Consider the following 21,181-nt stretch of genomic DNA (forward strand, 5'->3'; position numbering starts at 1 on the left):
GGCGGTCGTGCGCCATACGGGTGTGACAGTGAGGTCGGGGTCGGTCGCCGACACCCCACAGCGCCACTTCGACGACGTGTACGCCGGGCAGTACGCCGTGCTGGTGCGCCTGGCGTACACGACGACGGGGTCGGTCGCGGCGGCGGAGGACGTCGTGCAGGACGCGTTCCTGGAGCTGTACCGGAGGTGGACGCACGTCGCGGAGCCGGCGGCGTGGCTGCGCCGCGCGGTCGTCAGCCGCTGCACCTCCTGGGTACGCCGGCGTCGGCTGGAGCGCCGGCACGGGCAGCCGCGCGACCCGGGTACGCACCCGCCGACCGCACCGGAGACCGTCGCCGTACGCGCCGCGCTGGCCCGGCTGCGGCCGCGGCACCGCGCCGTGGTGTTCCTGCGCTACTACCTTGACCTGCCCGAGGCGGAGATCGCCGCCGCGCTCGGCTGCCGGCCGGGCACGGTCAAGTCGATGCTGCACCGCGCCCGCACCATCCTCCGGGAGTACGTCGATGAGTGCTGAGACGATCCGCGCGGCACTGTCCGCGGCCTGCGACGACGCGGGCCTGCCCGCCGACGGTGCGCCACCACCACCGCTGCGTACTCCCCCGGTCCGGCGGCGGTGGCTGGCGCCGGTCGCCGCGGCCGCGGCGGTCGCGCTGGTGGTGGCGCTCGTGGTCGCGGCGACCCTGCTGCCGCACCGGGACCGTTCCGCGCCACCCGCGGCGCCGCGCCGGTCCGCGGCCATGCCGGCGACGTTCGCGCCGCCGTCGCTGTCCGCGGCGTCCGTCGAGCAGTCGCCACCGGGGCCGGTCGTGGCGCTCGTCGGGTACGCGGACCTGCCCGTCGTCGGGGACCTCACCGGCGGCCAGACACTCGCCGTCGGCGCCGACGGGCGCACGTACCGGAGCGTCGACGCCTGGTCCACGTCGATCACCAGCCAGCTGCTCGCCCCGGACGGCGGGAGCATCGTGAGCGGTACCAGCCAGGGCATCCTGCGCGTCGTCGACACCCGGACCGGCACCGACCACGAGTACGAGGTGGGGCCTGGTGCGGTGGCGCCGGCGGCGTTCTCGCCGGACGGCCGTTACGTTGCGTACCAACGGATCCCGAGCGGCGAGGTGGGGCCGGTCTGCGACGGGCCGGTCCCCGCCCGGCTCCTCGACCTGCGTACGGGGCGGACCCGGCCGCTGACCGGGGCGAGCGGCTGCGGGCTGGCGTTCGCGCCGGACGGGCGGCGGATCGCCGCGCAGGTCGGCAACGCCGTGGTCGTCCTCGACCTGCACGGCCACCAGCTCGCCCGCCACCCGGTGTCGGGTGCCGCGCTGAACGGCCCGCACGCGTGGTCGCCCGACGGGCGGTACCTGGCGCTCGCCGTCGGCGCGCTCGACGGCGACGTCACCGGCTTCCGGTTCCTGGCCCTGGACGCGACCGACCGGCCACCGGCCGGGTTCCGTGCCGGATCACCGGCCCTGATGGGCTGGACCGACGACCGGCACGTGGTGACGTACGACGTCGACCGGGCAGGTGCCGCGCCCGACGCGTTCGTCGCCCACGCGGTGGACGGCACCTCCGCCACCGTCGTCAGCGCCGACGAGTACGGCTCGGGCACCGCCGTGGACATGGCCGCCGACCTGCTGCCCCACCTGCGTACGGTCCGGGTCGACCACCCCGGGTACGGTCCCTGGCCGGACTGGGCCGTACGTCCCGTGCTGGTCGCCCTCGCCCTGCTGGCGATCGTCGCCGCCGTGGTGGTTACCGCGGTCCGCCGTACCCGTCGACGGCGCCGCGATACCACCACCTGACGGACGCCGCGGTCCCGGCGCGGAACGCCGCGGACGCCGAACGCAAGCCGTCGCACCGTTGCCGAGGTGCCGGTGGGTCAGGCGGAACGGACCACGGGGAGGTCGCCGTCGGCGATGACGGCGACCTGGTCGGCGCGGTCCAGCCGGTACCCGACGCCGCGCACCGTGGCGATGGTCGGCCCGCGCCCGCGCAGCTTCACCCGCAGCCGGCGTACGTGCACGTCGATGGTGCGGTGGCCGGTCGGGTTGGCCTGCGCCCACACGGTACGCAGCAGTTCGTCCCGGGTGAACGCCCGCCCGGGGTTGCCGGCGAGGTAGGTCAACAGCCGGAACTCCTTGTAGGTCAGGCGGAGGTCCTCGCCGTCGAGGGTGACGCGCGCCCGGTCCGGGTAGAGGCAGAGCGGCGGGACGGGCACCGGTCGCGGCGGTACGGCGGGGGTTCCGGCGTCGTGGCCGAGGGCGCGGAGCAGTCCGGTCAGGCGCCGGGCGGCGGCCGGCTCGTCGCAGGTCACCTCGATCCGTACGGTGACGGTGACCGGGTCGGGGCGCGTGGCAGTACTCATCTGATGGGGTCCTCGGGGCGTCGGGCCCGGGTGCCGGGCCGGTTCGGTCGGTGGGCCGTGTCCGTCCGCGATCCGGGTACGCCGGTGGCGGTCGGGGTTCAGGCGCGACACGAGGACGACCACACCCGACCGAGGTCGATGTGGGCGCGTGTCACCAACCGCCGCCGTACCGTCACCCTTGAAGTCGACCAAATCAGTAGGGTTATCGCAAGGGTGGCCGGCGTGACGGTTCCCACGCGGAACCGTGTTCTGCGAGTTCGGTCCGCGACCACCGCCGCCCGGCGTACGGTCGAGCACGTGGAACCTCTCGAACCGCGGTGCCTCGACTGCGGAAGCCGCGAGGTGGACGTGCTGCACGTCCGGCCGTCCGCCGCGCTCGGTACCGGAACCAGCGCCGGTGCCGAGATCGTCTGCCACGACTGCGGCTGGATCGGTTGGACCGACACCGATCCGACCGAACCCGACCGCTCCGACTGAGGCCCACCGTCCACCATGGACGGTCCCGCCGATGCTGCCGAGCCGGCAGGACCGTGACGCTGCGACGACGACTCAGGCGGCCGGTACGGCGGCGAGGAGGCCGCCGAGTCCGCTCGCCTGGGTACGCCAGTCGCGCGCGTTGGGGTGGTCGGCCGGGTCGGCGCCGGACCAGCGGCACCCGATGCGGTCCTCGGCGTCGCGGTCGTCGTTCCAGATCGCGTCCGCCTGCGTCTGTGCGAACGCCCGGTACGTCGCGTCGCCGGTACTGTCGACCAGGTCGGCCAAGTACCGCATGAAGATGCCCTTGAACTGTTTCTGGTTGTCGTCGCAGGAGGCGTCCGGCGCGTCGCACGACTCGGTGAGGATCCCGCCGGACACCAGCAGCGGCGAGGCGATGGCGGCGTCGCCGAGTCGCCGTGCGGTGGCCAGCGCGGACGCGTCGCCGGTCGCCCGCCACACCTCCAGCGCGCCGCCGATCGCCAGCCCCTGGTTGTACGTCCAGACGGTCTGGCCGTTGTTGTGGCACGAGCCGTCGAGCCCGTCGTTGACGAGACCGTCGGCGTTGATGAGGCCGCTGTTCTCGTACCAGTGCCAGGCGGTGGTGGCGCGGTCGAGCCAGTCGGTGTCGCCGGGGATCCGGTTGTGCAGCGCGGCGGTGAGCCGGACGTAGAGGCCGTTGGTGATGGCGTTCTTGTACGTGCGTTCGCGGTCCCACCACACGCCGCCACCGCAGGTGCCGGTGTCCCAGTACCCGTCGACGTAGGTGCCGATCGTGACGGCCTCGTCGAGGTACGTGCGGTCGCCGGTCAGGTCGTACGCCTCGATCCAGGCGAGCGCCCACCACTCGGTGTCGTCGATGGCCCGGCTGATGAAGTCGCCCTCGATCGGGTCGGAGCTGCGCTCCCCCGCCGCGAACGTGCCCTTGTTCGTCTCGAACGTGCGGTCGACGATCGACAGGTACCGCCGGTCGCCGGTGCGCTGCATCTCGTCCATCATCGTGGTCAGCGCGACGGCGGAGTTCCACCAGCTCGCCGGCCACCAGGCCGTGTCCTGGTCGTACGAGGCCATGAGGACGTCGGTGGCGCGGGCGAAGTCGGCGGTGAGCCGGGGGTGCGCGGCGTGGGCCGGGGCGGTGCAGAGCCCCAGCGTCACGAGGGCGGGCAGCAGCAGGAGCAGGATCCGTCGCATCGATCCTCCCGAGGGCCGGCGCGGACTGCGCACCGCGCGGGCGTACCGATTCGGGGGAAAGGTAGCGGAAGGGACAGCGCGTTGTCCACCGTTGTCATCACCGGGGAGCATCGTCCACAGTGGACCGGCCGGCCGCCGGATTGGGTAATTGTGTCGTGTGGCGCGGGCCGGCCGGCGAGGACCATGGGGGCACCAGACCCGACCGAGGAGCGCACGCCATGACCTCCGACTCCTTCGAGATCCACCCGCAGGCGGTGAGCGACACCGTCGGCAACGTCCGTTCGCTGCTGTCCCGGGCCGGCGACGTGATCAGCGAGCTGTCCTCCGCGGTACTCGACGGCGCCGCGTTCGCCGGGGTCGGCAGCGACGTCGCCGCGGCGAACGCGAACCTGCAGAGCAGCCAGGTCAGCTCCCTGCACCAGCTCCGGCAACTGCTGGAACGGGTCAACCAGGCCATCCACGCCAGCAACCAGGGGTACCAGCAGACCGACCAGGCCGTGGCCACCGGGTACGGGGACGACCCCGTGCAGACCGCGCAGGCCGCGCAGACCGCCGCGCCCGGCACGCAGGCCGCGGACATGACCACCGACCAGCAGCTGCGCGACCAGCTCGGGATCGACGAGGGCAACCGGACCCACGTGTACACCGACACCGCGGGGCACCCGACCGTCGGCATCGGCTTCAACCTGGACCGGGGCGACGCGCGCGCCCGGCTGGCCGCCGTCGGCGCCGACTACGCCGCGGTCCGGGCCGGCACCCAGGACCTGACGCAGGACCAGGTCAACCAGCTGTTCAGCCACGACGTGGGCACCGCGGTCACCACCGCGCGCAACTACTACGCCGGCTTCGACCAGCTCGACCCGGTGCGCCAGCGGGTACTCACCAACATGGCGTTCAACATGGGTCCGGCCACGCTCGGCCAGTTCCACCAGCTGCACACCGCGCTCACCAACGGCGACTGGAACGCGGCGGCGACCTCGATGCAGAACTCGCACTGGGCCACCCAGGTCGGCGACCGCGCGACCCGGCTGATCGACCACATGCGCACCGGCCGGTAGGCGCGGTGTCGACGTGGCCCGACGCGGGTACGGCGCGCCGGGCCACGCCTCGTTCGCCTGGTACTGAGCCGGATCCGCCGCGCGGCGCGGTCCCGCCGCGCTCAGGTACGGACCGCGCCGGTGGCCACGTCGTCGGCGTACCCGACGTAGGCGGGCACGTAGCCGTCAGCGGTGAGTACGTGCACGGGGTCGGGCACCCGGTCCGGGTCGTACCCCTCGTCGCGCAGCTTCGCCTTGTGCGCCTTGAACGTGCTGGTCTGCGCCACCTCGTCGACCACCCGGACGAACAGCGGCGCGGCGTAGCGCGGCAGCCGGTCGAGTACGTGCCGGGCGAGGCCGGGGCCGTCGAACGCGGCGCCGGGGCGCAGCCGTACCGCGGCCATCCCGGCGCGGCCGTCGGCGCCGGGCACGGCCACCCCGTACACGACGGCCTGGGCGACGTCGGGATGCTCGGCGAGCACGCCCTCGACCTCCGCGGTCGCCACGTTCTCGCCCTTCCACCGGTACGTGTCGCCGAGCCGGTCGGCGAACGCGATGTGCCGGAAGCCCTGCCGCCGCACCAGATCCCCGGTGTTGAACCACGCGTCCCCGGTACGGAACGCGCCGAGTACGAGCTTCGCGTCGGTGGCGCCCTTGTCGGTGTACCCGTCGAACGGGAAGCGCGTCGTCACCTTCGTCAGCAGCAGCCCGGACTCGCCGGTGCGTACCCGCCGGAGGCGCCCGTCCGGGCCGCGCGACGGCAGCCCGGTCGCCGGATCGTACGCCACGACGGCGAACGGCAGCGGCAGGAACCCGGCCGTACGGTCGAGGTTGAACACGTTGATGAAGGCCATGTTGCCCTCGCTCGCCGCGTAGAACTCGGCGACGCGGCGGATGCCGAACCGGGCGGTGAACTCCGGCCAGATCTCCGGCCGCAGCCCGTTGCCGAGCGCGACGCGGACCCGGTGCCGGCGGTCGGTGTCCCGCGGCGGCTGGTTCACCAGGTACCGGCACAGCTCGCCGATGTAGATGAACGCGGTGGCGTCGGCGGCGATCACCTCGTCCCAGAACCGGGACGCGGAGAACGTCCGGCTCAGCGACAGCGTGGCGCCGGCGGCGAGCACCGCGGACAGCGACACCGTGAGCGCGTTGTTGTGGTACAGCGGCAGGCAGCAGTGCAGGGTGTCGTCCGGGGTGAGGCGGGCGCCGACCCGGCCGAGGAAGTTCATGCCCTTGAGCCAGCGCAGGTGCGACATCGCGCTGGCCTTCGGCAATCCGGTGGTACCGGAGGTGAACACGTGGAACGCGGTGGTGCCGGCCCGCAGCCGCGCGCAGCCGGGCGGGTCGCGGTCGTCGGCGCCGGCGGCGAGCCGGTCCAGGTCGTCCATCCCGTCGGCCACCGCACCGTCCACCGGCAGGCACACCACGTCGGTGTCGTCCGGAGTCGACGACTCCCACGTCTCGACGCACTCCGTGCCGACGACGACCACCCGGGCCCCGAGTACGCGGCGGCCGTGGTCGAGGACGGCGCCGCGCTGGTGGTGGTTGAGCAGGCCGGCGATCGCGCCGAGCTTCACCGCGGCGAGCGCCACGAGCAACGTACCGGGCCGGTTGGTCGCGAGTACGCCGACCACGTCGCCGGGGCCGACACCACGGTCGGCGAGCACCGCCGCGTACCGGTTGACGTGGGCGTTGGCCGTGCCGTACGACAGGGTGGTGCCCTCGAAGGTGAGGAACGCGCGATCGGGGTGCCGGGCGGCGATCCGTTGGAACACCAGGCCGATCGAGGCGCGGCTGTCCGCGGTGAGGGTGAGCGTGCCGACCGCGCCGCGGGTGATGGTGCCCAGGTCGCCGAGCGTCCCCGGCACCGCGCGCAGCAGGTCGAGCACGCTGAACGTGCGGGCGACCGGTCCCGTCATCGCACTCCCGTCCGGCACATTCGGCAAACTAGAGAGTCTCTCTAGAAGTATCGTCGGTACCGACGCCAGCCGTCAACGCGCGCCCGTCGGGAGTCCGAGCATCAGTACCGTCGCAGCACCGCAGAGCAGGGGGCAGCGGACCATCCGCCGGCTGCTCGACGCGGCCATGCGCACGTACGAGCGGTCCGGCCCGGCCGGGTTCACGATGACCGCCGTGACGCAGGCCAGCGGCGTCAGCGTCGGCAGCCTCTACCACCACTTCGGCAGCTTCGACGGGCTCGCCGCCACGCTGTACGCGGAGTGCATGGACGACCTGCTCGCCGCCGTCGTCGCCGCGCTCGGCCGCACCCGTACCGCGCGCACCGGGATCGCCGCCGCGGTCACCGGATACCTGGACTGGGCCGGGGCGAACCGCGCGCGGGCGCACCTGATCCACGCCTCCGCGTACGCGGCGTTCCTGCCGGAGCACGCGGCCCGGATCGCCGCGGTGAAGGCGCCCCGGCTCGCCGCCGTCGACGCCTGGCTGCGGCCGTACGTGGCGGCCGGGCAGATCGTCGACCTGCCCGTACCGCTGCTGGAGATGCTCGTGATCGGGCCGGCCGCGGAGGCCACCCGACGCTGGTTGGCCGGGGCGCCCGGCGTCGACCTCGACGATGCCCGGCGCGTCCTGCCCGACCGGGTCTGGCAGTCCGTGCGCGGCCCCGCCGGCTGACCCCGCGCCCACGCTGAGCTGCACGACCTCCCTGCCGACCCGGACCGACGGGCATGGATACTGGTCCGCCGGCGGAGGAGGTGGCGGTGCTCAGGTCGAGGAACGTACGGACGGCGCATCCGCGCTCGGAGGGCGGCACGCAACGGTTGCAGGCGCTGTCCGACGGCGTGTTCGCGATCGCGATGACGCTGCTGGTGCTCGACCTGTCCACCGGCGACGGGCACGGCTCGGTGGCCGCCGTCCTGCACGGCCAGGCCACCCACCTCCTCCTGTACGCGGAGAGCATGGTCGTGCTCGGCGTGCTGTGGTTCGGCCACCGCAACGGTTTCGAGTACGTGCGGCGCACCGACCACGTACACACGTGGTTGAGCCTGGCGCTGCTGGCGGTCGTCGCGCTGCTGCCGTGGACCACCCGCCTGGTCGCCGCGCACCTGCTGGATCCGTTGGCACTGACCGTCTACAACGCCAGCCTGCTGCTCGTCACCGGCCTCGACGCCGCAACCTGGTGGTACGCAACGGGTCCGGCCGCGCTGGTCGCCGACATGCCGGGCCGGATGGTACGCGTCAGCCGGCGGCTCACCCTGCTGCCGGTCGGCACGTACCTGGTGGCGACGGGTGTGGTGTGGCTGAGCGTGTGGCCGACCCTGGCGCTCGACGTCCTGTTGCCGCTGCTGCCGATCAGCGGCCTGTCGTACCGGTTGCAGTACCGGTTCACGCGCTGAGCCATCCCGGGTCACCCGGTACGTGGGGAAACGGCGCCCGGAAACGCCGTGGTGGCCCAGAATGGGGCGATGGGTGACACCAGGATCGGCGCGATGCCGGTGTACGTGGCCCGACCGGACGGCCCGGGTCCGTGGCCCGGCGTGGTCGTCGTGCACGATCTCGTCGGGATGAGCCCCGACCTGCGGCGCCAGGCGGACTGGCTGGCCGGCGCCGGATACCTGGCAGCCGCACCGAACCTGCTGTACCGCGGGGGCCGGATCGGCTGCCTCCGCACGTTCCTGCGCGACGTACGGACCCGGCACGGCCGGGCCTTCGACGACGTCGACACGGTACGCGAATGGCTTGCGGCGCAACGGGACTGCACCGGTCGGATCGGGGTGATCGGGTTCTGCGTGGGCGGCGGTTTCGCCCTGCTGCTCGCGCCGGACCACGGGTTCGCCGCGGCGTCCGTCAACTACGGCCCGGTACCGGCAGACGCGGCGAGCGTACTGTCCGGCGCCTGCCCGATCCTCGGCACGTACGGCACCCGGGACCGGGTCGTCCGGGGTTCGGCGGAACGGCTACGGCAGGCGCTGCCGGCGGCCGGCGTCGACGGCGAGGTGCGGCTGTACCCGGGCGCCGGCCACGCGTTCCTGAACGACCACGCGCGGGCCGACGTGTCGGCGCTGACCGCGCTGTTCGGCAAGGTCAGCGCCAGCCGGTACCACGAGCGGGCGGCGCTGGCCGCGCGCGACCGCATCCTGCGCTTCTTCGCCGACCACCTCGGCTCCGCCCCACCGCCCTGACCGCCCCGCCGCCACCGAACGGAGTCGCGTCGACACCGCTCGTACCGGAGCCTGGGTGGTGGCCGGCTGGATGGGGTCCATCGGCCCTGGTTGGAGCACGTACCGACAGAGCACCGTGAACAGGTCCGCCACAAAGGAGTCGCCATGTCCCCGTCCCGCAACGGGTACGCGTCCGCGCGCGCCCACCCGCGCGCACACCGGGTCCGGGTGTGCCGGCGCCGGGACGGTCACGATGGCTGACACCGCCCTCGTCCTCCTGGTCCTGCTGCTGGCGTGGCCGGCGTACAACCTGGCGCAGGCGGGGATCGTCCGGTGGCGGCCCCGCCCGGCCGTACGCCCCTGGCGGCCGGCGCAGACGCCGGTGTTCTGGCTGGTCCTGCCCGCGCTGAACCAGGAGGCCGGGATCGCCGGGACGGTCACCGCCGCGCTCGCGCTCGACCCCGCCGTCCGGGTACTGGTGGTCGACGACGGCTCGACCGACCGGACCGCGAGGATCGTCGCCGGCATCGACGACCCGCGGCTGTTCCTGCTGCGCCGGGTCACGCCGAACGCGCGGCACGGCAAGGGCGAGGCGCTCAACGCCGCGTACCGGTACGTCTGGGACGCGGCCGTCGCGGACGGTTCCGTCGACCGGTGCGTACTCGGCGTGTTCGACGCCGACGGCCGCGGCACACCGGGCATGCTCGCCGAGATCGGCGCGTACCTGGGCGATCCGGACGTGGCGGCGGTCCAGTGCGCCGTACGGGTCCGCGACCGGCGCCGGTTCGCCGCGGTGCAACAGGACCTCGCGACCGGCGGCGTGGCCGACGCGGGGCAGCGGCTGCGGGACCGGCTGGGCAGCGCCGAGCTGGGCGGTGCCGGCCAGTTCGTCCGGCTGACCGCGTTGAGCGCGTTCGGGGACCGGCCGTGGTCCCGCGGCCCCGCCGAGGACCTCGACCTGAGCCTGCGGCTGCACCTCGCCGGCCGCCGCGTCCGGTACGCCGCCGACGCCGTCGTCACCCGGCAGGGCCCGGCCGACGGACGCGCGACGGCACGGTCACGTACCCGCGCGGCGCAGGGCGACCTGCAGTGCCTGCGGTACGTGCCGCGCCTGCTCACCGACCCGTCCGTACGGCCGCCGGCCCGGCTCGGGTTCGGGTGCCGCCTGCTCGCGCCGTGGGTGCGCACCCCGCTCGCGCTGGCCGTACTCGGGATGGTGGTGCTCACCGCGACCGGAATGGCGCTCGGCGTCGGGTTCGGCGGTCTGGTCGGGACGGGCGCGCCGTCGCCCCGCACGCTCGCCTGCTGGCTCGCCGTGCTGTTCGGCCCCGGCCTGCTCTGGGCCGTCACCTACCTCCTCCGGTACGCGGACGCCGCACCCGGGCGGGCGCTGCTCGCCGGGCTGGCGTACCCGGGATTCGTGGGGTTGGGGCTGGTGGCGAGCTGGCGCGCGCTCGGCCGGCATCTCGCCGGGCGTACCGGACGGGTCCGGACCGGTCCGCTCACCGAACCGGCCGGCGGTCAGGACCTGGTGCGCCGCGCCGCGTAGACGGCGGCCTCGGTGCGCCGCTCGAACCCGAGCTTGTGCAGCATCGACGACACGTAGTTCTTCACGGTCTTCTCGGCGAGGTACATCTCGGTCGCGATCTGCCGGTTCGTGCGGCCGTCGGCGACCAGCGCCAGGACCCGCCTCTCCTGCGGACTCAGCGCCTCGTACGCCGGGTCGCGCGCCTCGCCCTCGCCGCGCAGCCGGCTGAGTACCGAGGCGGTGAGGTGCGCGTCGAGCAGCGACCCGCCCGCCGCGACGGTCCGTACCGCGGACACCACGGTGGCACCCGAGATCTGTTTCAGCAGGTACCCGGCGGCGCCGGCCATGATCGCGCCGAACAGTGCCTCGTCGTCGGAGTACGAGGTGAGCATCAGGCAGGCGGGCGGCGGTTCGATCGACGCGCGCAGGTCGCGGCAGACCGTGACGCCCTCACCGTCCGGCAGGCGTACGTCGAGGATCGCGACGTCCGGCCGTACGGCGGGGACGCGGGCCAACGCGTCCGCGGCGGTACCGGCCTCGCCGGTGACGCGGATGTCGCCCGTCGCCTCCAGCACCGTACGCAGGCCGGCGCGGACCAGTTCGTGGTCGTCGAGCAGGAACACGGAGATCGTCACGGCTGCTCCTCCGGCAGGTCGGCGGTCCAGTTCAGGGCGGTACCGCGGCCGCCCGGCCCGGCGCCGACGGTCAGCTCGCCGTGCCAGCGGGCAGCGCGCGCGGCGAGGTTCGCCAGGCCGCTGTTGCGGGTCCGGTCCGCGGGCGTACCGACGCCGTCGTCGGTGACCGCGAGCGTCAGGTGCCGTCCGGTCGCGTCGAGCGCGACGTCCACGGTGGCGGCGGACGCCTCGGCATGCCGGGCGATGTTGCTCAGCGCCTCGCGTACGGTCGCCAGCAGGTCGGCGCGCACCGGCCCGCGTACGACCGAGTCGAGCGGCCCGTCGAAGCTGGTCCGCGGCTCGAACCCGAGCATCGGCGCGGTGTCGAGGACCTGGCGGAGCAGTTCCGAGCGCACGCCGCCGGACGCCTCGGCCGGCTCCCGCAACGTGAAGATGCTGGTACGGACGTCGCGGATGGTGCGGTCCAGCTCGTGCACCGCCTGCTCCAGCCGCTCGCGTACCGCGGGGTCGGGGCTGAGGTGGCTGATGCCCTCGATGCCGAGGCCGAGCGCGAACAGCCGCTGGATGACCAGGTCGTGCAGGTCGCGGGCGATCCGGTCGCGGTCCTCGAACACCGCCAGCCGCTGCCGTTGCTCCGCGGCGCGCCCGAACTCGACGGCCAGCGCCGCCTGCGCCGCGAACGCCCGGACGAAGCCGACCTCGTGCGCGCCGAACGGTGTCGCGTCGCCGATCCGGGCCACCAGCAGTACGCCGAGCGTGCTGCCGCGGACGGTCAGCGGCACCGCCACCGCCGAGTCCAGTCGGTGCAGCAGACCCGGCAGCGCGCGCGGCGTCCCGGCCTGCTGCGCGATGACCTTCTCCCCGTACCGCCGGACCGTGATGGGTTCGCCGGTGGTGAACGCGACGCCGGTCGCCGTGCCCTCCGGCGGTACGGACAGGCCGGTGAGCTGGTCGACGTCGTCGCCGGCCCCCGCCACCACCTCGAACACCAGCCGCCGGCCGCCGTCGTACGGGCGGGCGATGCCGGCGACCGAGCCGCCCGCCACCTGCCGCGCCGCCTCGGCGATCAGGTGCAGCGTGCCGTCCTGGTCGAGGTCGTCCAGCAGCGCCGCGGTGACCTGCTGGGACGCCGTGACCCACCGCTCCCGCCGATCGGTACGGGCACCGGCGACGGCGACGCCGGCCGCGGCGGCGAGCGCGGACAGTACGTCGAGGTCGGTGGCCGTGAAGTCGGTACCGGGCGCGTCGACCACGTACAGGCCGCCGAGCGCACCGTCCGCCCCGGGCACCGGTACGCCCAGCAGGGAGCGGGCCGGAGCGGTCCGTGGGTCGCCCGGCGAGAGGTCGGTCAGGTCGGACAGCCGGAGCGGCCGGTCCGCCGCGACCAGGCGCACCACCACGTCGTCGGGCACCGGTTCCCCGTCGTCGGCGTCGCCTCCCGCGTCGCCGCAGTCCGGGTCGTACACGAGGGCGGCCGGGTCGGTCGTACCCAGCACGCAACGGCCCGCGCCGGTCAGGGCGCGCGCCGCACGGACGATCCGGCGAAGGGAGTCGGGCAGGCCCGGGGCCGTCACGCCGCCGACTCTACGTCCCGTCGCGCCGCACGGTGGGCGGTATCACCCGGTCAGGGCACGCGGAAACCGGAGATCACCTCGGCGGGGATCCGGAGGCCGCAGCCGGCGAGACCGGCCGGCCAGCACGGTGCCGGCCCCTCCGCCAGCCCGGCCCGACCGACGAGCGTCACCCACCAGCCGCCGGGCGGTTCGCCGTCGAGTACGTCGACTTCGAAGGCCACCACGCTGCCGCGTACGTCGGCGAGCAGGTCGGGGTCGACGCGGGCCACGACGGCGTCGCCGGCGAGCGCGAAGCCGAGCGGGAGTACGGCGGGCAGGCCGTGGCGGGTGTACACGAGCCGCCCGATCCGGGCCGTACCGAGCAGCGCGAGGCACCCCGCCCGGTTCAGCGCCCGGGGCGTCGTCACGGTGGGCCCCGCCGTACCGCCAGCCATGCGTCCATGCTGGCCGCGCCGACGGGTCGCCGGTAGGGGCGGAGGACCCGACCGGGCCGGCCGGTGTGCGACCGTCAGCGGGCCGGCCGGGTGGCGAACCGGCGACGCCGGAACTCGCGGGGACTCTCGCCGTAGCGTTCCTTGAAGGCGGAGGCGAACCAGGTGGCGGTGAGGCCGCTGCGGGCGGCGATGTCGGCGACGCCGAGGTCCGCGCAGGCCGGGTCCTGGAGCATGTCCCGGGCGGCCCGCAGCGTCTCCTCGTGCCGCAGGTCCCGGTACGTGGTACCGGCCTGCTGCAGCGCCGTACGCAGGTGTCGTGGCGACCAGCCGAGCTCGCGCGCGACCGTGGTCAGCGGCAGCTTGCCGGCGCCGAGATGCTCGCGCACGTACCGGCGGACGACCTCGGCGACCTCGCCGAGATGCCCGGACGACGGCCGGGGGTCGCGCGTCGCCATCAGGCTGAACAGTTCGGTGATCCGGTCGCACAGGGCCAGGAACTCGTGCCCGCTCAGCGCGTCACGCTCGGCGTGCACGCTGCGTACGAGGGAGTCGAGGACGCGGCCGAAGCCGGTCTCCATGTCGACCACGAGCCGCAGCGGGCGGCGCGGGCGCAGGTTGCGGTCGAGTTCGCCGCGCGGTACCTGGATCGCGTGTGCCTCCGAGTCGGGGATGACGAGCTGGCACGCCTCGTCCATGCCCATCACCGACGCGTACCCGGGCGGGGTGCGGGTCTCGTCGTCGCCGTGCCGCACCGTGTAGACGCCGCGCTGCGGGATGACCAGCCAGTAGTGCTCGTCGCCGGGAACCCGCCGGATGTGCCTCGGGGTACGCACCGCGGTGCGGTCCCCGTGCTGCACCCACCGCAGCAGCCGGTACGTGGGGGTCTCCTGGGCGGTGAGGTCCGCCCGCCACGTCCCCGGCGTACGGAACCGGTGGTCCATCGGCAGGATGCTGTCCGAGAGGTCCCGCCACGCGCCGGTGTCGGTCGTGGTCCAGGAGTGGTACCGCATGCTCTGCCTCCGCCGCTGCCGTTCGTGCCCGTGCCAGGGTGTCATTCTTGTCCGGTTTCCCGGCGGACTTGCGTTTTCGTGCCGCGAACTTTCGGTAGGAGGCGGGATCGGCGTCCGGCTCTGTCCGCGCCGACCGGTATGTCGGGATACTCGGTCGTACCGGCGCGGGCCGTACCGCCGGAGACGTTCACAAAGGGGACCACATGACGACCAGCCTGCCCCCGTTCCCCGCTCCCGGCGAGAACCCGCTGGACACGTGCCTGCGACTGCGCGAGACCGCGCCGGTCGTCGAGGTCGAGTTCCCCGGCGGTGTCCCCGCGTACCTGGCGCTCACCGACGAGGCGGTGCGCCAGATCCTCGCCGGCGACAACCGTACGTTCGCCCGGGGTCCGGAGCACTGGCCGGCGCTGCACGACGGGTCCATCCCGGCGGACTGGCCGCTCCGCGCGATCGTGGAGGGCGACCACCTGTCCCTGAGGGACGGCGTCGACCACCGCCGGCTGCGGGGCCTCGTCGGCAAGGCGTTCACGCCCGCCCGGGTCGACGCGATGCGGCCGCGCATCCAGCAGATCGTCGACGAGCTGCTCGACGGTGTGGTCGCCGCGGGCGACGGCGTCGACCTGGTGCCGGCGTACACCGAGGTGGTGCCGATGGCGGTGATCTGCGAGCTGTTCGGCGTACCCGAGGCGGACCGGGCCCGGCTGCGCGGCTGGACCGCGACGCTGCTGGCGCACACCACGCCGCCGGAGCAGGCGTTCGCGACGCAGACCGCGCTGATGGCGTACCTGCACGACCTGGTGGCGAGCAAGCAGCGCGAGCCGGGCGCGGACCTGACGTCCGGGCTGGTGGCGGCCCGTGACCAGGACGACAAGCTCACCACCGACGAACTGGTCGGGGTGCTGTGGCTGATGCTCGTCGCCGGCCACGAGACCACCGTGCACCTCCTCGGGTACGCGATCGTCGCGCTGGCCGCGCATCCCGACCAGCTCGACCTGGTCCGCGCCGGCGACCGGTGGGACGACCTTGTCGAGGAGACGCTGCGCTACCGGCACTCGGTGATGATGACGAGCTTCCGGTACACGCTCGCCGACGTGACCGTCGCCGGGGTGCCCGTACCGAAGGGCAACGCGGTCGGCGTGGTGTACCAGTCGACCGGGCTGGACCCGGCGAAGTACGGCGACACGGCGGACCGGTTCGACGTCACCCGGCCGCACACCGACACGCTGAGCTTCGGCCACGGCCCGCGGTACTGCATCGGCGCGCCGCTGGCCCGGCTGGAGGGCCGGATCGCCCTCGCCTCCCTGTACCGGCGGGTGCCGGACCTGCGGCTCGCCATCGACCCCGACACCATCCCGTACTCGCCGTCGTTCTTCACGATCGGCCCCCTGTCGCTGCCCGCGACCCTCGGAACCACCGCATCCTGACCGACCCGTACCTGCAGGAGTGAACGCCCGTGGACACCCACGGCGTGCTGGACCGCACGCCCGACCAGCAGTCCCCCGAACCGACCGCGACGACGCCCACCGCCGGTGACCTCGTCGCCCTACCACCCTGGCACCAGCAACAGCCCTACCGGATCGTGAGTGCCGCCCCGTCGCCGATACCCGACTGGCTGCGCCTCGACGGCTACCTGATCGGGCCGGACGGGCGCCACCAGCACCGGCGCGTCGACGTACCGGCGCGGCACCTGCGGCGGCTGCCCGAGCAGCGCGCACCGGAGGACTGACCGCAAGCCCGGGGCACCCGTACGGCAGGCCACCCGCCCACCCCGGGCGGAGCCGTACGGGTGCCCCGTGCCCACCGCCGACGTGCGTCAGTGCCGACGTGTCAGTGCAGGGCGCTGTGCCGCTGCCAGGTGGACCACGGGACGCTCCAGTCGCCGTTCTGCCACAGCTCGATCCTCGGCCCGGTGGTGTGCACGACCTGTACCACGTCGCCGATCCGCGAGCTGTCGTAGTACCACTGGGCGTTGCTCTGGTTGAGGTTGAGGCAGCCGTGCGACACGTCCTGGTGGCCCTGCGCCCACACGGTCGTGTCCAGCTCGTGCAGGTAGATGCCGTCGGTACTGATCTTGGTCGCGTAGTAGACGGACTCGGCGCCGTAGCCGTACGGCGAGTTGGCGGGCAGGCCGTAGCTGTCCGACGACATCGTCACCGGGTTGCCGTGGTCCAGCACCGTGTACGTGCCGGACATGGTCCACAGCGAGATCGAGCCGTTCCTGCCCTGCACGTACCCGCCCTGGCCCATGGACGTCGGCATGGTGCGGACGAGCTTGTCGCCGAAGTACACCCGGACGGTGTGGGTCCTGTCGTCGGCGACCGCGACGTGCTTGGCGCCGATGGTGAAGCTGGCGGTGCGGTCGGCCTGGCCGTAGAGCCCGGAGCCGACGCGCACGCCGTACACCCTGGCGGCGACGGTGACGCGGGTGCCGGGCACGTAGTACGACTCGGGCCGCCAGTGCACGTTCTGGTCGTCCACCCAGTACCAGGAGCCGTCGACGTGCGGGCTGGTCGTGACCACGAGTGCCTGCTCGGCGGCGGCCCGGTCGGCGATGTGCTCGTCGAAGTGCACCACCGGCACGATCCCCACCCCGTACGTCGCGCCGTTGTGCAGCGCGAACCCGCCCGTGCGCTGCAGGTACGGCAGGGTGTAGTTCGACGGCTTGACGGTAGTGAACGTGGCCCTCTTACGCACCGGCTTGCCGTCCGCGTTCGTCGCCAGCGCCGACAACGTGTACGCCGTGCCGTACGCGAGGCGGCCGGTGGCCGACCACGACGTACCGCCGGGGGCGAGCGTGCCGGCGACGGCCGTACCCGTTGCGGTGGCGAGCGTGACCCGGGTGAGCCGGCCGCCGGAGACCGTCACCGTCACCGGCGCCGCCGGGCTCACGCCGCTGGTCGCCGTGACGCTCGTACTGATGACCGCCGCCGCTGCCGGCTCGTGCGGCCCGCCCGACCCGCCGGATCCACCGCCCGACGCCGTGCATCCCGCCGCCGCGACCACGACCACGGCCAGTGCCCCGAACCCGCGTACCACCCGACGTCCGCCACCGCTGCCTCCCCTGCCGCTCCGCCGGTAGCGACGACTCGGCACCCATCAGGGTCGCCCGTCCCGGTCACGGATGGACCACGACCGTCGGTGAATCCACCGCTCCGGGGACCAACCGAGTCAGCCACCCGGTGGATGCGGCCCACCGGAGATCCCCGATCCACCGCGCCGTCCGGATCGCGGGCTCGGTCCCCGCGGCCGCCCGCTCCGCGGAACCCTTCACTCCCCGGGGCCGTTCACTCCTCGGGTACGAGGTCGCCGCCGCTGCGTACCCACTCGGCGAGGCCGCCGTCGATGCGGTGCACCGACCGCCCCGCCGCCGCGAAGTACTGCACGGCGTGTGCCGAGGCGAAGCAGTACGGACCCTCGCAGTACGCGACGACGTCGGCGTCGGCGGGCAGTTCGGCCATGCGTTCGCGCAGCTCGGCCAGCGGTACGGACACCGCACCGGGCAGATGCCCCCGCACGTACTCGTCCCGCTCGCGTACGTCGACGAGGACGGTGCCGCCGCGCGCCAACCGTTCGCGGAGCTCGTCGACGGACAGCCGTTCCATGCCGCCCGGCTGCGACCACAGCCTGGTCAGTTCGACGTGCAGGTCGGCGAGGGTCTGCTCGGCGAACCCCTGGAACCGCCCGATGAACTCCACCACCGACGGCCCGGCCAGCCGGTAGTGGATCCGGACGCCGTCGCGCCGGGTGGTCACCAGCTGGACGGCGCGCAGCAGTTGCAGCTGCGCGGACGTGTTCTTCACCGTCATCCGGGACGCCGCGGCCAGCTCCTCGACCGTGTGCTCCCCCTGGAGCAGCAGGTCCAGCAGCCGCAGCCGGGCCGGGTTCGACAGCGCCTTGCCCAGCCGGCTGAGCTGCTCGTACACGGGGGTGTCGAGCCAGGGCCGGTCCGTCGGGTCGGCGGTCCCGGGGTCGCCGGTCGGCTCAGACGGTCGCGGCCGCGCGCTCTCGTGGTGCGGACTCACGGGTCCTCCTTGCGGTCCTCAGCGCGACGACGGTCACCAGTACGCCGACCAGGCTCAGCGCAGCGTACCCGCCGGTCAGCAGGCGGGCGGAGCCCAGCACGCCGGGACCGCCGAGTTCGACGAGCAGGCCGGCCAGCGCGGATCCGAACGCGTTGCTGATCAGTTGGGTGGTGTTGACGCCGGCGGCGGCCTTGCTGCTCTCGGCGGTGTCCGGGCTGATGCGCATCGCGGCCGGGATCCAGTGCGCGAACGCCATGCCGATGCCGCTGCCGGCGACCAGCAGTACCGCGAACCAGCCGACGATCCGTACGGGTCCGGGGTCGGCGGCCTGGAGCACCGCGTACCCGGCGAGGCCGGCGGCGAGCAGCAGCGGGCCGAGGATGCGTTGCAGCCGCGCGATCCGCGGCCCGGTCAGCCCGCTGGACACGATCTGCGCGATGCTCCAGCCCCACGACAGCGAGGCGCCGAGCAGCCCGGCGGGCAGCGGCGACAGCGACCCGACCCGCTGCCCGAACAGCGGCAGGAACGTCTCCACGGTGGAGCCGACCGCGAGTACCGCGACGCTCAGGTACAACCACTTCAGCGGCGTACCGCGACGGTACGTGACGTCGGGCAGCACGGTGGCCGACGCGGAGCGTTCGCGCAGCAGGAACGCGAGGACGAGTACGGCGGCGACGACGATCAGCGCCACGGCGGGCAGCCGGCCGGACACGACGGACGCGACGCTGACCGCAGCCGCGCTCAGCCCGAGCAGTACCAGCGCGGGCAGTGGCAGCGGGTCGGCGGTGCCACCGCCGGTGGTGGCCGGCATGGACCGGCGTACCAGCAGCGCCACCCCGCCGGAGGCGACCGCGAGCAGGACGAACGCCAGGCGCCACTGGCCGAACTGCGCGAACAGTCCGCCGAGGATCGGGCCGAGGACGTTGCCGACGCCCCACATCGCCGACATCAGCCCGAGCGAACGCTGCCACAGATGACTCGGCAACGCCTGCCGTACGACGGCGAAGCCGAGTCCGGCGAGCAGTCCGCCGGCGAGCCCCTGCAGGATTCGCCCGAGCAGCAGGACCGCCATCACCGGCGCGGCCGCCGCGATCAGGCTGCCCACCCCGAACAGCGCCAGCGCGATCCAGTACGACCGGCGCGGGCCGCGGCGGTTGACAGTACGGCTGACCAGCATGGACGTGAACACCGAGGCGACCAGGAACGAGGTCATCGCCCAGGCGTAGAGGCTCATGCCGCCGATCTCGTCGACGGCGTTCGGCAGCAGGCTCGTGGTCAGGTAGACGTTCACCGCGTACAGGGCGACGCCGCCGCTGAGGACGACCGTCACCCCGCGGTACCGCCGGCCGAGCAGCTCGCCCCAGGAGCCGGGGCGCGGCCGCGCTTCACTCTCTCCACTCATAATCTAAAGATCTATAGAACAAGCCTTAAAGGCAAGACCTGGCGGAACGATGTGATCAAGGCCGCGGACCGTCGGCGCGGGCCAGTACCGGCCACACCAGCAGCGCCGCCACCGCAGCCACCGCCGCGAAACCCAGCAGCGCCACGCGTACCGGCACCCAGAGCAGCGCGGTGCCGATGCCGACCACCGGTACCGACATGCCCAGGTACCCGGCCAGGAAGAACGCGGCGAGCGTGCCGGCGCGACGCTCCGTCGGGGACACCGCCACCACCACGCCGAGGCTCGCCCGGAACAGCGCCGCTCCCCCGGCACCCACGAGTACGCCGCCGGCGAGGAACGCGGCGATGCTCGGGTGCGGCAGCCAGACGGCGACGACCAGCAGCGCCAGCCCGGCCAGCAGCAGCACGACGGCGAGCGGGACGACCGCCCGGTACGCCAGCGACGCGGTCACCACGGCGCACGCCACGCCGGCGGCGAACACCAGGCCGAGCGTCGCGCCGGAGAGTACCGGGGAGCGGTGGTGGAGCGCGGCGAGCACCGTGCCGGCCAGCGCGACGAACAGCCCGAACACCGCGAACTGGGTGGCCACCCCGGCGAGCGCGGCGACGAACCGGCCCGCGGCGCCCGGCGGCAACGCGAGCCGCTGCGGACGGTACGGCGGCAGCGGACGCGCCCGGCGCCGCGTCTCCGGTACGAGCAGCAGCGCGGCGGCGCAGAGCACGAACACCCCGAGGGACACCGCGTACGGGAGGGCGAGCGGGCGTGCGGCGACGACGGCCAGTACGCCGGCGACGAGGCCACCGGCGCCGAGTCCGCCGAGCGCCGTCGCGGTGGCGAGCAGCTGCGCCCGGTGCAACTGGTGCGCCGGGCGGTGGGCCGCGAACAGTTCCGTCAGGTACGCGGTGGCGGTGGAGCCGGTGACGCCGACCGCGAGGCCGCACACGACCCGGGCGACGAACAGGCCGGGCAGGCTCGGCCAGACCAGGAGTACCAGCGCGCTGACCGTGTCCAGTCCCAGCGCCGCCAGCAGCAGCGGCCGCCGGCCGTACGTGTCGGAGAGGTGGCCGGCGAGGACGAGGCTGACGGCCACGCCGATCGCGTACGCGCCGTAGGCGACGGTGAGGGTGAACGGCGAGAGGTGGTCGCGCTGCGCGTACAGCGGGTAGAGGGGGCTGGGCACGGTCACGAACGCCTGCAACGCCAGGTACGCCACGGCCACGGTGCCGTAGCCGACGCGGTACCGGGCGGGCGCGGGTCTGGTGTCGGAGCGGACGGCGGTCACCGGCGGGCTCCCGTCGGACTGTCGGGGCGGGCGATCACGGGCCGCCACGCGGGCGCGGCGACGGCGACCGCCCGCGAGAACGGTGGCGGCACGGGTGTTCCGGCGGCTGCGCGGT

The 21,181-nt window shown here is 73.9% G+C and carries 21 protein-coding genes; 10 read left to right on the forward strand and 11 right to left on the reverse strand.

Annotation, left to right across the window (positions count from 1 at the left end; all coding sequences use genetic code 11):
- Window positions 1–28: 28 nt before the first annotated feature.
- Complete coding sequence (locus Aru02nite_RS32040) at window positions 29–514, forward strand: sigma-70 family RNA polymerase sigma factor (protein ID WP_203663944.1); 486 nt, start codon at window positions 29–31, stop codon at window positions 512–514.
- Window positions 504–1,796: a WD40 repeat domain-containing protein gene (locus tag Aru02nite_RS32045; RefSeq protein WP_203663946.1), complete on the forward strand. Its 1,293-nt coding sequence runs from the start codon at window positions 504–506 to the stop codon at window positions 1,794–1,796. The genes Aru02nite_RS32040 and Aru02nite_RS32045 overlap by 11 nt, the downstream gene beginning before the upstream one ends.
- Window positions 1,797–1,873: 77 nt before the next feature.
- Here the strand turns inward: Aru02nite_RS32045 and Aru02nite_RS37365 are convergent, their stop codons facing one another.
- Window positions 1,874–2,359, reverse strand: a complete 486-nt coding sequence (locus Aru02nite_RS37365; protein WP_203663948.1) for a winged helix-turn-helix domain-containing protein — start codon at window positions 2,357–2,359, stop codon at window positions 1,874–1,876.
- Between the two features lie 297 nt (window positions 2,360–2,656).
- Here Aru02nite_RS37365 and Aru02nite_RS32055 point away from each other — a divergent pair, with 297 nt between their 5' ends.
- Window positions 2,657–2,836 (forward strand): hypothetical protein, encoded by a 180-nt coding sequence (locus Aru02nite_RS32055; protein WP_203663949.1) that lies wholly within the window; start codon window positions 2,657–2,659, stop codon window positions 2,834–2,836.
- Between the two features lie 72 nt (window positions 2,837–2,908).
- Here the strand turns inward: Aru02nite_RS32055 and Aru02nite_RS32060 are convergent, their stop codons facing one another.
- Window positions 2,909–4,024 (reverse strand): glycoside hydrolase family 76 protein, encoded by a 1,116-nt coding sequence (locus tag Aru02nite_RS32060; RefSeq protein WP_203663950.1) that lies wholly within the window; start codon window positions 4,022–4,024, stop codon window positions 2,909–2,911.
- 218 nt (window positions 4,025–4,242) lie between these two features.
- On the opposite strand from Aru02nite_RS32060, the gene Aru02nite_RS32065 reads away from it, so the two are divergent.
- Complete coding sequence (locus Aru02nite_RS32065; RefSeq protein ID WP_203663951.1) at window positions 4,243–5,082, forward strand: glycoside hydrolase family protein; 840 nt, start codon at window positions 4,243–4,245, stop codon at window positions 5,080–5,082.
- A 101-nt stretch (window positions 5,083–5,183) separates the two neighbouring features.
- Here the strand turns inward: Aru02nite_RS32065 and Aru02nite_RS32070 are convergent, their stop codons facing one another.
- A complete protein-coding gene (locus Aru02nite_RS32070) occupies window positions 5,184–6,980 on the reverse strand; it encodes a long-chain-acyl-CoA synthetase (protein ID WP_203663952.1) in 1,797 nt (598 codons plus the stop codon).
- On the opposite strand from Aru02nite_RS32070, the gene Aru02nite_RS32075 reads away from it, so the two are divergent.
- The 4 genes from Aru02nite_RS32075 to Aru02nite_RS32090 all read left to right on the forward strand — a co-directional run bounded on the left by Aru02nite_RS32075 (window position 6,898) and on the right by Aru02nite_RS32090 (window position 10,728).
- Window positions 6,898–7,692, forward strand: coding sequence for a TetR/AcrR family transcriptional regulator (locus Aru02nite_RS32075; RefSeq protein ID WP_275408766.1), 795 nt, complete (start codon window positions 6,898–6,900; stop codon window positions 7,690–7,692). The two genes, Aru02nite_RS32070 and Aru02nite_RS32075, sit on opposite strands and share 83 nt — an antisense overlap.
- Before the next feature lie 86 nt (window positions 7,693–7,778).
- Window positions 7,779–8,414: a TMEM175 family protein gene (locus tag Aru02nite_RS32080; RefSeq protein WP_203663954.1), complete on the forward strand. Its 636-nt coding sequence runs from the start codon at window positions 7,779–7,781 to the stop codon at window positions 8,412–8,414.
- Window positions 8,415–8,483: 69 nt separating this feature from the next.
- Window positions 8,484–9,200, forward strand: coding sequence for a dienelactone hydrolase family protein (locus tag Aru02nite_RS32085; RefSeq protein ID WP_203663956.1), 717 nt, complete (start codon window positions 8,484–8,486; stop codon window positions 9,198–9,200).
- A gap of 232 nt (window positions 9,201–9,432) precedes the next feature.
- Window positions 9,433–10,728: a glycosyltransferase family 2 protein gene (locus tag Aru02nite_RS32090; RefSeq protein WP_203663958.1), complete on the forward strand. Its 1,296-nt coding sequence runs from the start codon at window positions 9,433–9,435 to the stop codon at window positions 10,726–10,728.
- Here the strand turns inward: Aru02nite_RS32090 and Aru02nite_RS32095 are convergent.
- From Aru02nite_RS32095 to Aru02nite_RS32110, 4 genes are all read right to left on the reverse strand, one after another.
- A complete protein-coding gene (locus tag Aru02nite_RS32095; protein WP_275408763.1) occupies window positions 10,701–11,342 on the reverse strand; it encodes a response regulator in 642 nt (213 codons plus the stop codon). The two genes, Aru02nite_RS32090 and Aru02nite_RS32095, sit on opposite strands and share 28 nt — an antisense overlap.
- Window positions 11,339–12,916, reverse strand: a complete 1,578-nt coding sequence (locus Aru02nite_RS32100) for a sensor histidine kinase (RefSeq protein WP_203663960.1) — start codon at window positions 12,914–12,916, stop codon at window positions 11,339–11,341. The genes Aru02nite_RS32095 and Aru02nite_RS32100 overlap by 4 nt, the downstream gene beginning before the upstream one ends.
- Window positions 12,917–12,966: 50 nt before the next feature.
- A complete protein-coding gene (locus Aru02nite_RS32105; RefSeq protein ID WP_203663962.1) occupies window positions 12,967–13,350 on the reverse strand; it encodes a pyridoxamine 5'-phosphate oxidase family protein in 384 nt (127 codons plus the stop codon).
- Between the two features lie 74 nt (window positions 13,351–13,424).
- Window positions 13,425–14,360, reverse strand: a complete 936-nt coding sequence (locus tag Aru02nite_RS32110; protein ID WP_203663964.1) for a helix-turn-helix transcriptional regulator — start codon at window positions 14,358–14,360, stop codon at window positions 13,425–13,427.
- 203 nt (window positions 14,361–14,563) lie between these two features.
- On the opposite strand from Aru02nite_RS32110, the gene Aru02nite_RS32115 reads away from it, so the two are divergent.
- Both Aru02nite_RS32115 and Aru02nite_RS32120 read left to right on the forward strand, forming a co-directional pair.
- A complete protein-coding gene (locus Aru02nite_RS32115; RefSeq protein ID WP_203663966.1) occupies window positions 14,564–15,784 on the forward strand; it encodes a cytochrome P450 family protein in 1,221 nt (406 codons plus the stop codon).
- Window positions 15,785–15,813: 29 nt separating this feature from the next.
- A complete protein-coding gene (locus Aru02nite_RS32120) occupies window positions 15,814–16,086 on the forward strand; it encodes a hypothetical protein (RefSeq protein ID WP_203663968.1) in 273 nt (90 codons plus the stop codon).
- 101 nt (window positions 16,087–16,187) lie between these two features.
- On the opposite strand, the gene Aru02nite_RS37370 is transcribed toward Aru02nite_RS32120, so the two are convergent.
- The 4 genes from Aru02nite_RS37370 to Aru02nite_RS32140 all read right to left on the reverse strand — a co-directional run bounded on the left by Aru02nite_RS37370 (window position 16,188) and on the right by Aru02nite_RS32140 (window position 21,066).
- On the reverse strand, window positions 16,188–17,396 hold the full coding sequence (locus tag Aru02nite_RS37370) for a L,D-transpeptidase (RefSeq protein ID WP_203663970.1): 1,209 nt from the start codon (window positions 17,394–17,396) through the stop codon (window positions 16,188–16,190).
- Between the two features lie 248 nt (window positions 17,397–17,644).
- Window positions 17,645–18,382, reverse strand: coding sequence for a metalloregulator ArsR/SmtB family transcription factor (locus Aru02nite_RS32130; protein WP_203663971.1), 738 nt, complete (start codon window positions 18,380–18,382; stop codon window positions 17,645–17,647).
- Entirely contained in the window at window positions 18,342–19,784 is a 1,443-nt protein-coding gene (locus tag Aru02nite_RS32135) for an MFS transporter (RefSeq protein ID WP_203663972.1), read from the reverse strand. Before Aru02nite_RS32135 ends, Aru02nite_RS32130 begins: the two co-directional genes overlap by 41 nt.
- A 55-nt stretch (window positions 19,785–19,839) precedes the next feature.
- Entirely contained in the window at window positions 19,840–21,066 is a 1,227-nt protein-coding gene (locus Aru02nite_RS32140; protein WP_203663973.1) for an MFS transporter, read from the reverse strand.
- Window positions 21,067–21,181: the final 115 nt, after the last annotated feature.

Source organism: Actinocatenispora rupis, from assembly GCF_016861975.1.
Taxonomy (GTDB): domain Bacteria; phylum Actinomycetota; class Actinomycetes; order Mycobacteriales; family Micromonosporaceae; genus Actinocatenispora; species Actinocatenispora rupis.

What these genes read in the sequence shown, in the direction of transcription:
- Aru02nite_RS32045 (WP_203663946.1), top strand. Translation starts at nt 504, where the DNA reads ATGAGTGCTGAGACGATCCGCGCGGCACTGTCCGCGGCCTGCGACGAC.
- Aru02nite_RS37365 (WP_203663948.1), bottom strand. Translation starts at nt 2,359, where the DNA reads ATGAGTACTGCCACGCGCCCCGACCCGGTCACCGTCACCGTACGGATC.
- Aru02nite_RS32060 (WP_203663950.1), bottom strand. Translation starts at nt 4,024, where the DNA reads ATGCGACGGATCCTGCTCCTGCTGCTGCCCGCCCTCGTGACGCTGGGG.
- Aru02nite_RS32065 (WP_203663951.1), top strand. Translation starts at nt 4,243, where the DNA reads ATGACCTCCGACTCCTTCGAGATCCACCCGCAGGCGGTGAGCGACACC.
- Aru02nite_RS32075 (WP_275408766.1), top strand. Translation starts at nt 6,898, where the DNA reads ATGGTGCCCAGGTCGCCGAGCGTCCCCGGCACCGCGCGCAGCAGGTCG.
- Aru02nite_RS32070 (WP_203663952.1), bottom strand. Translation starts at nt 6,980, where the DNA reads ATGACGGGACCGGTCGCCCGCACGTTCAGCGTGCTCGACCTGCTGCGC.
- Aru02nite_RS32085 (WP_203663956.1), top strand. Translation starts at nt 8,484, where the DNA reads ATGGGTGACACCAGGATCGGCGCGATGCCGGTGTACGTGGCCCGACCG.
- Aru02nite_RS32090 (WP_203663958.1), top strand. Translation starts at nt 9,433, where the DNA reads ATGGCTGACACCGCCCTCGTCCTCCTGGTCCTGCTGCTGGCGTGGCCG.
- Aru02nite_RS32105 (WP_203663962.1), bottom strand. Translation starts at nt 13,350, where the DNA reads ATGGCTGGCGGTACGGCGGGGCCCACCGTGACGACGCCCCGGGCGCTG.
- Aru02nite_RS32110 (WP_203663964.1), bottom strand. Translation starts at nt 14,360, where the DNA reads ATGCGGTACCACTCCTGGACCACGACCGACACCGGCGCGTGGCGGGAC.
- Aru02nite_RS32115 (WP_203663966.1), top strand. Translation starts at nt 14,564, where the DNA reads ATGACGACCAGCCTGCCCCCGTTCCCCGCTCCCGGCGAGAACCCGCTG.
- Aru02nite_RS32135 (WP_203663972.1), bottom strand. Translation starts at nt 19,784, where the DNA reads ATGAGTGGAGAGAGTGAAGCGCGGCCGCGCCCCGGCTCCTGGGGCGAG.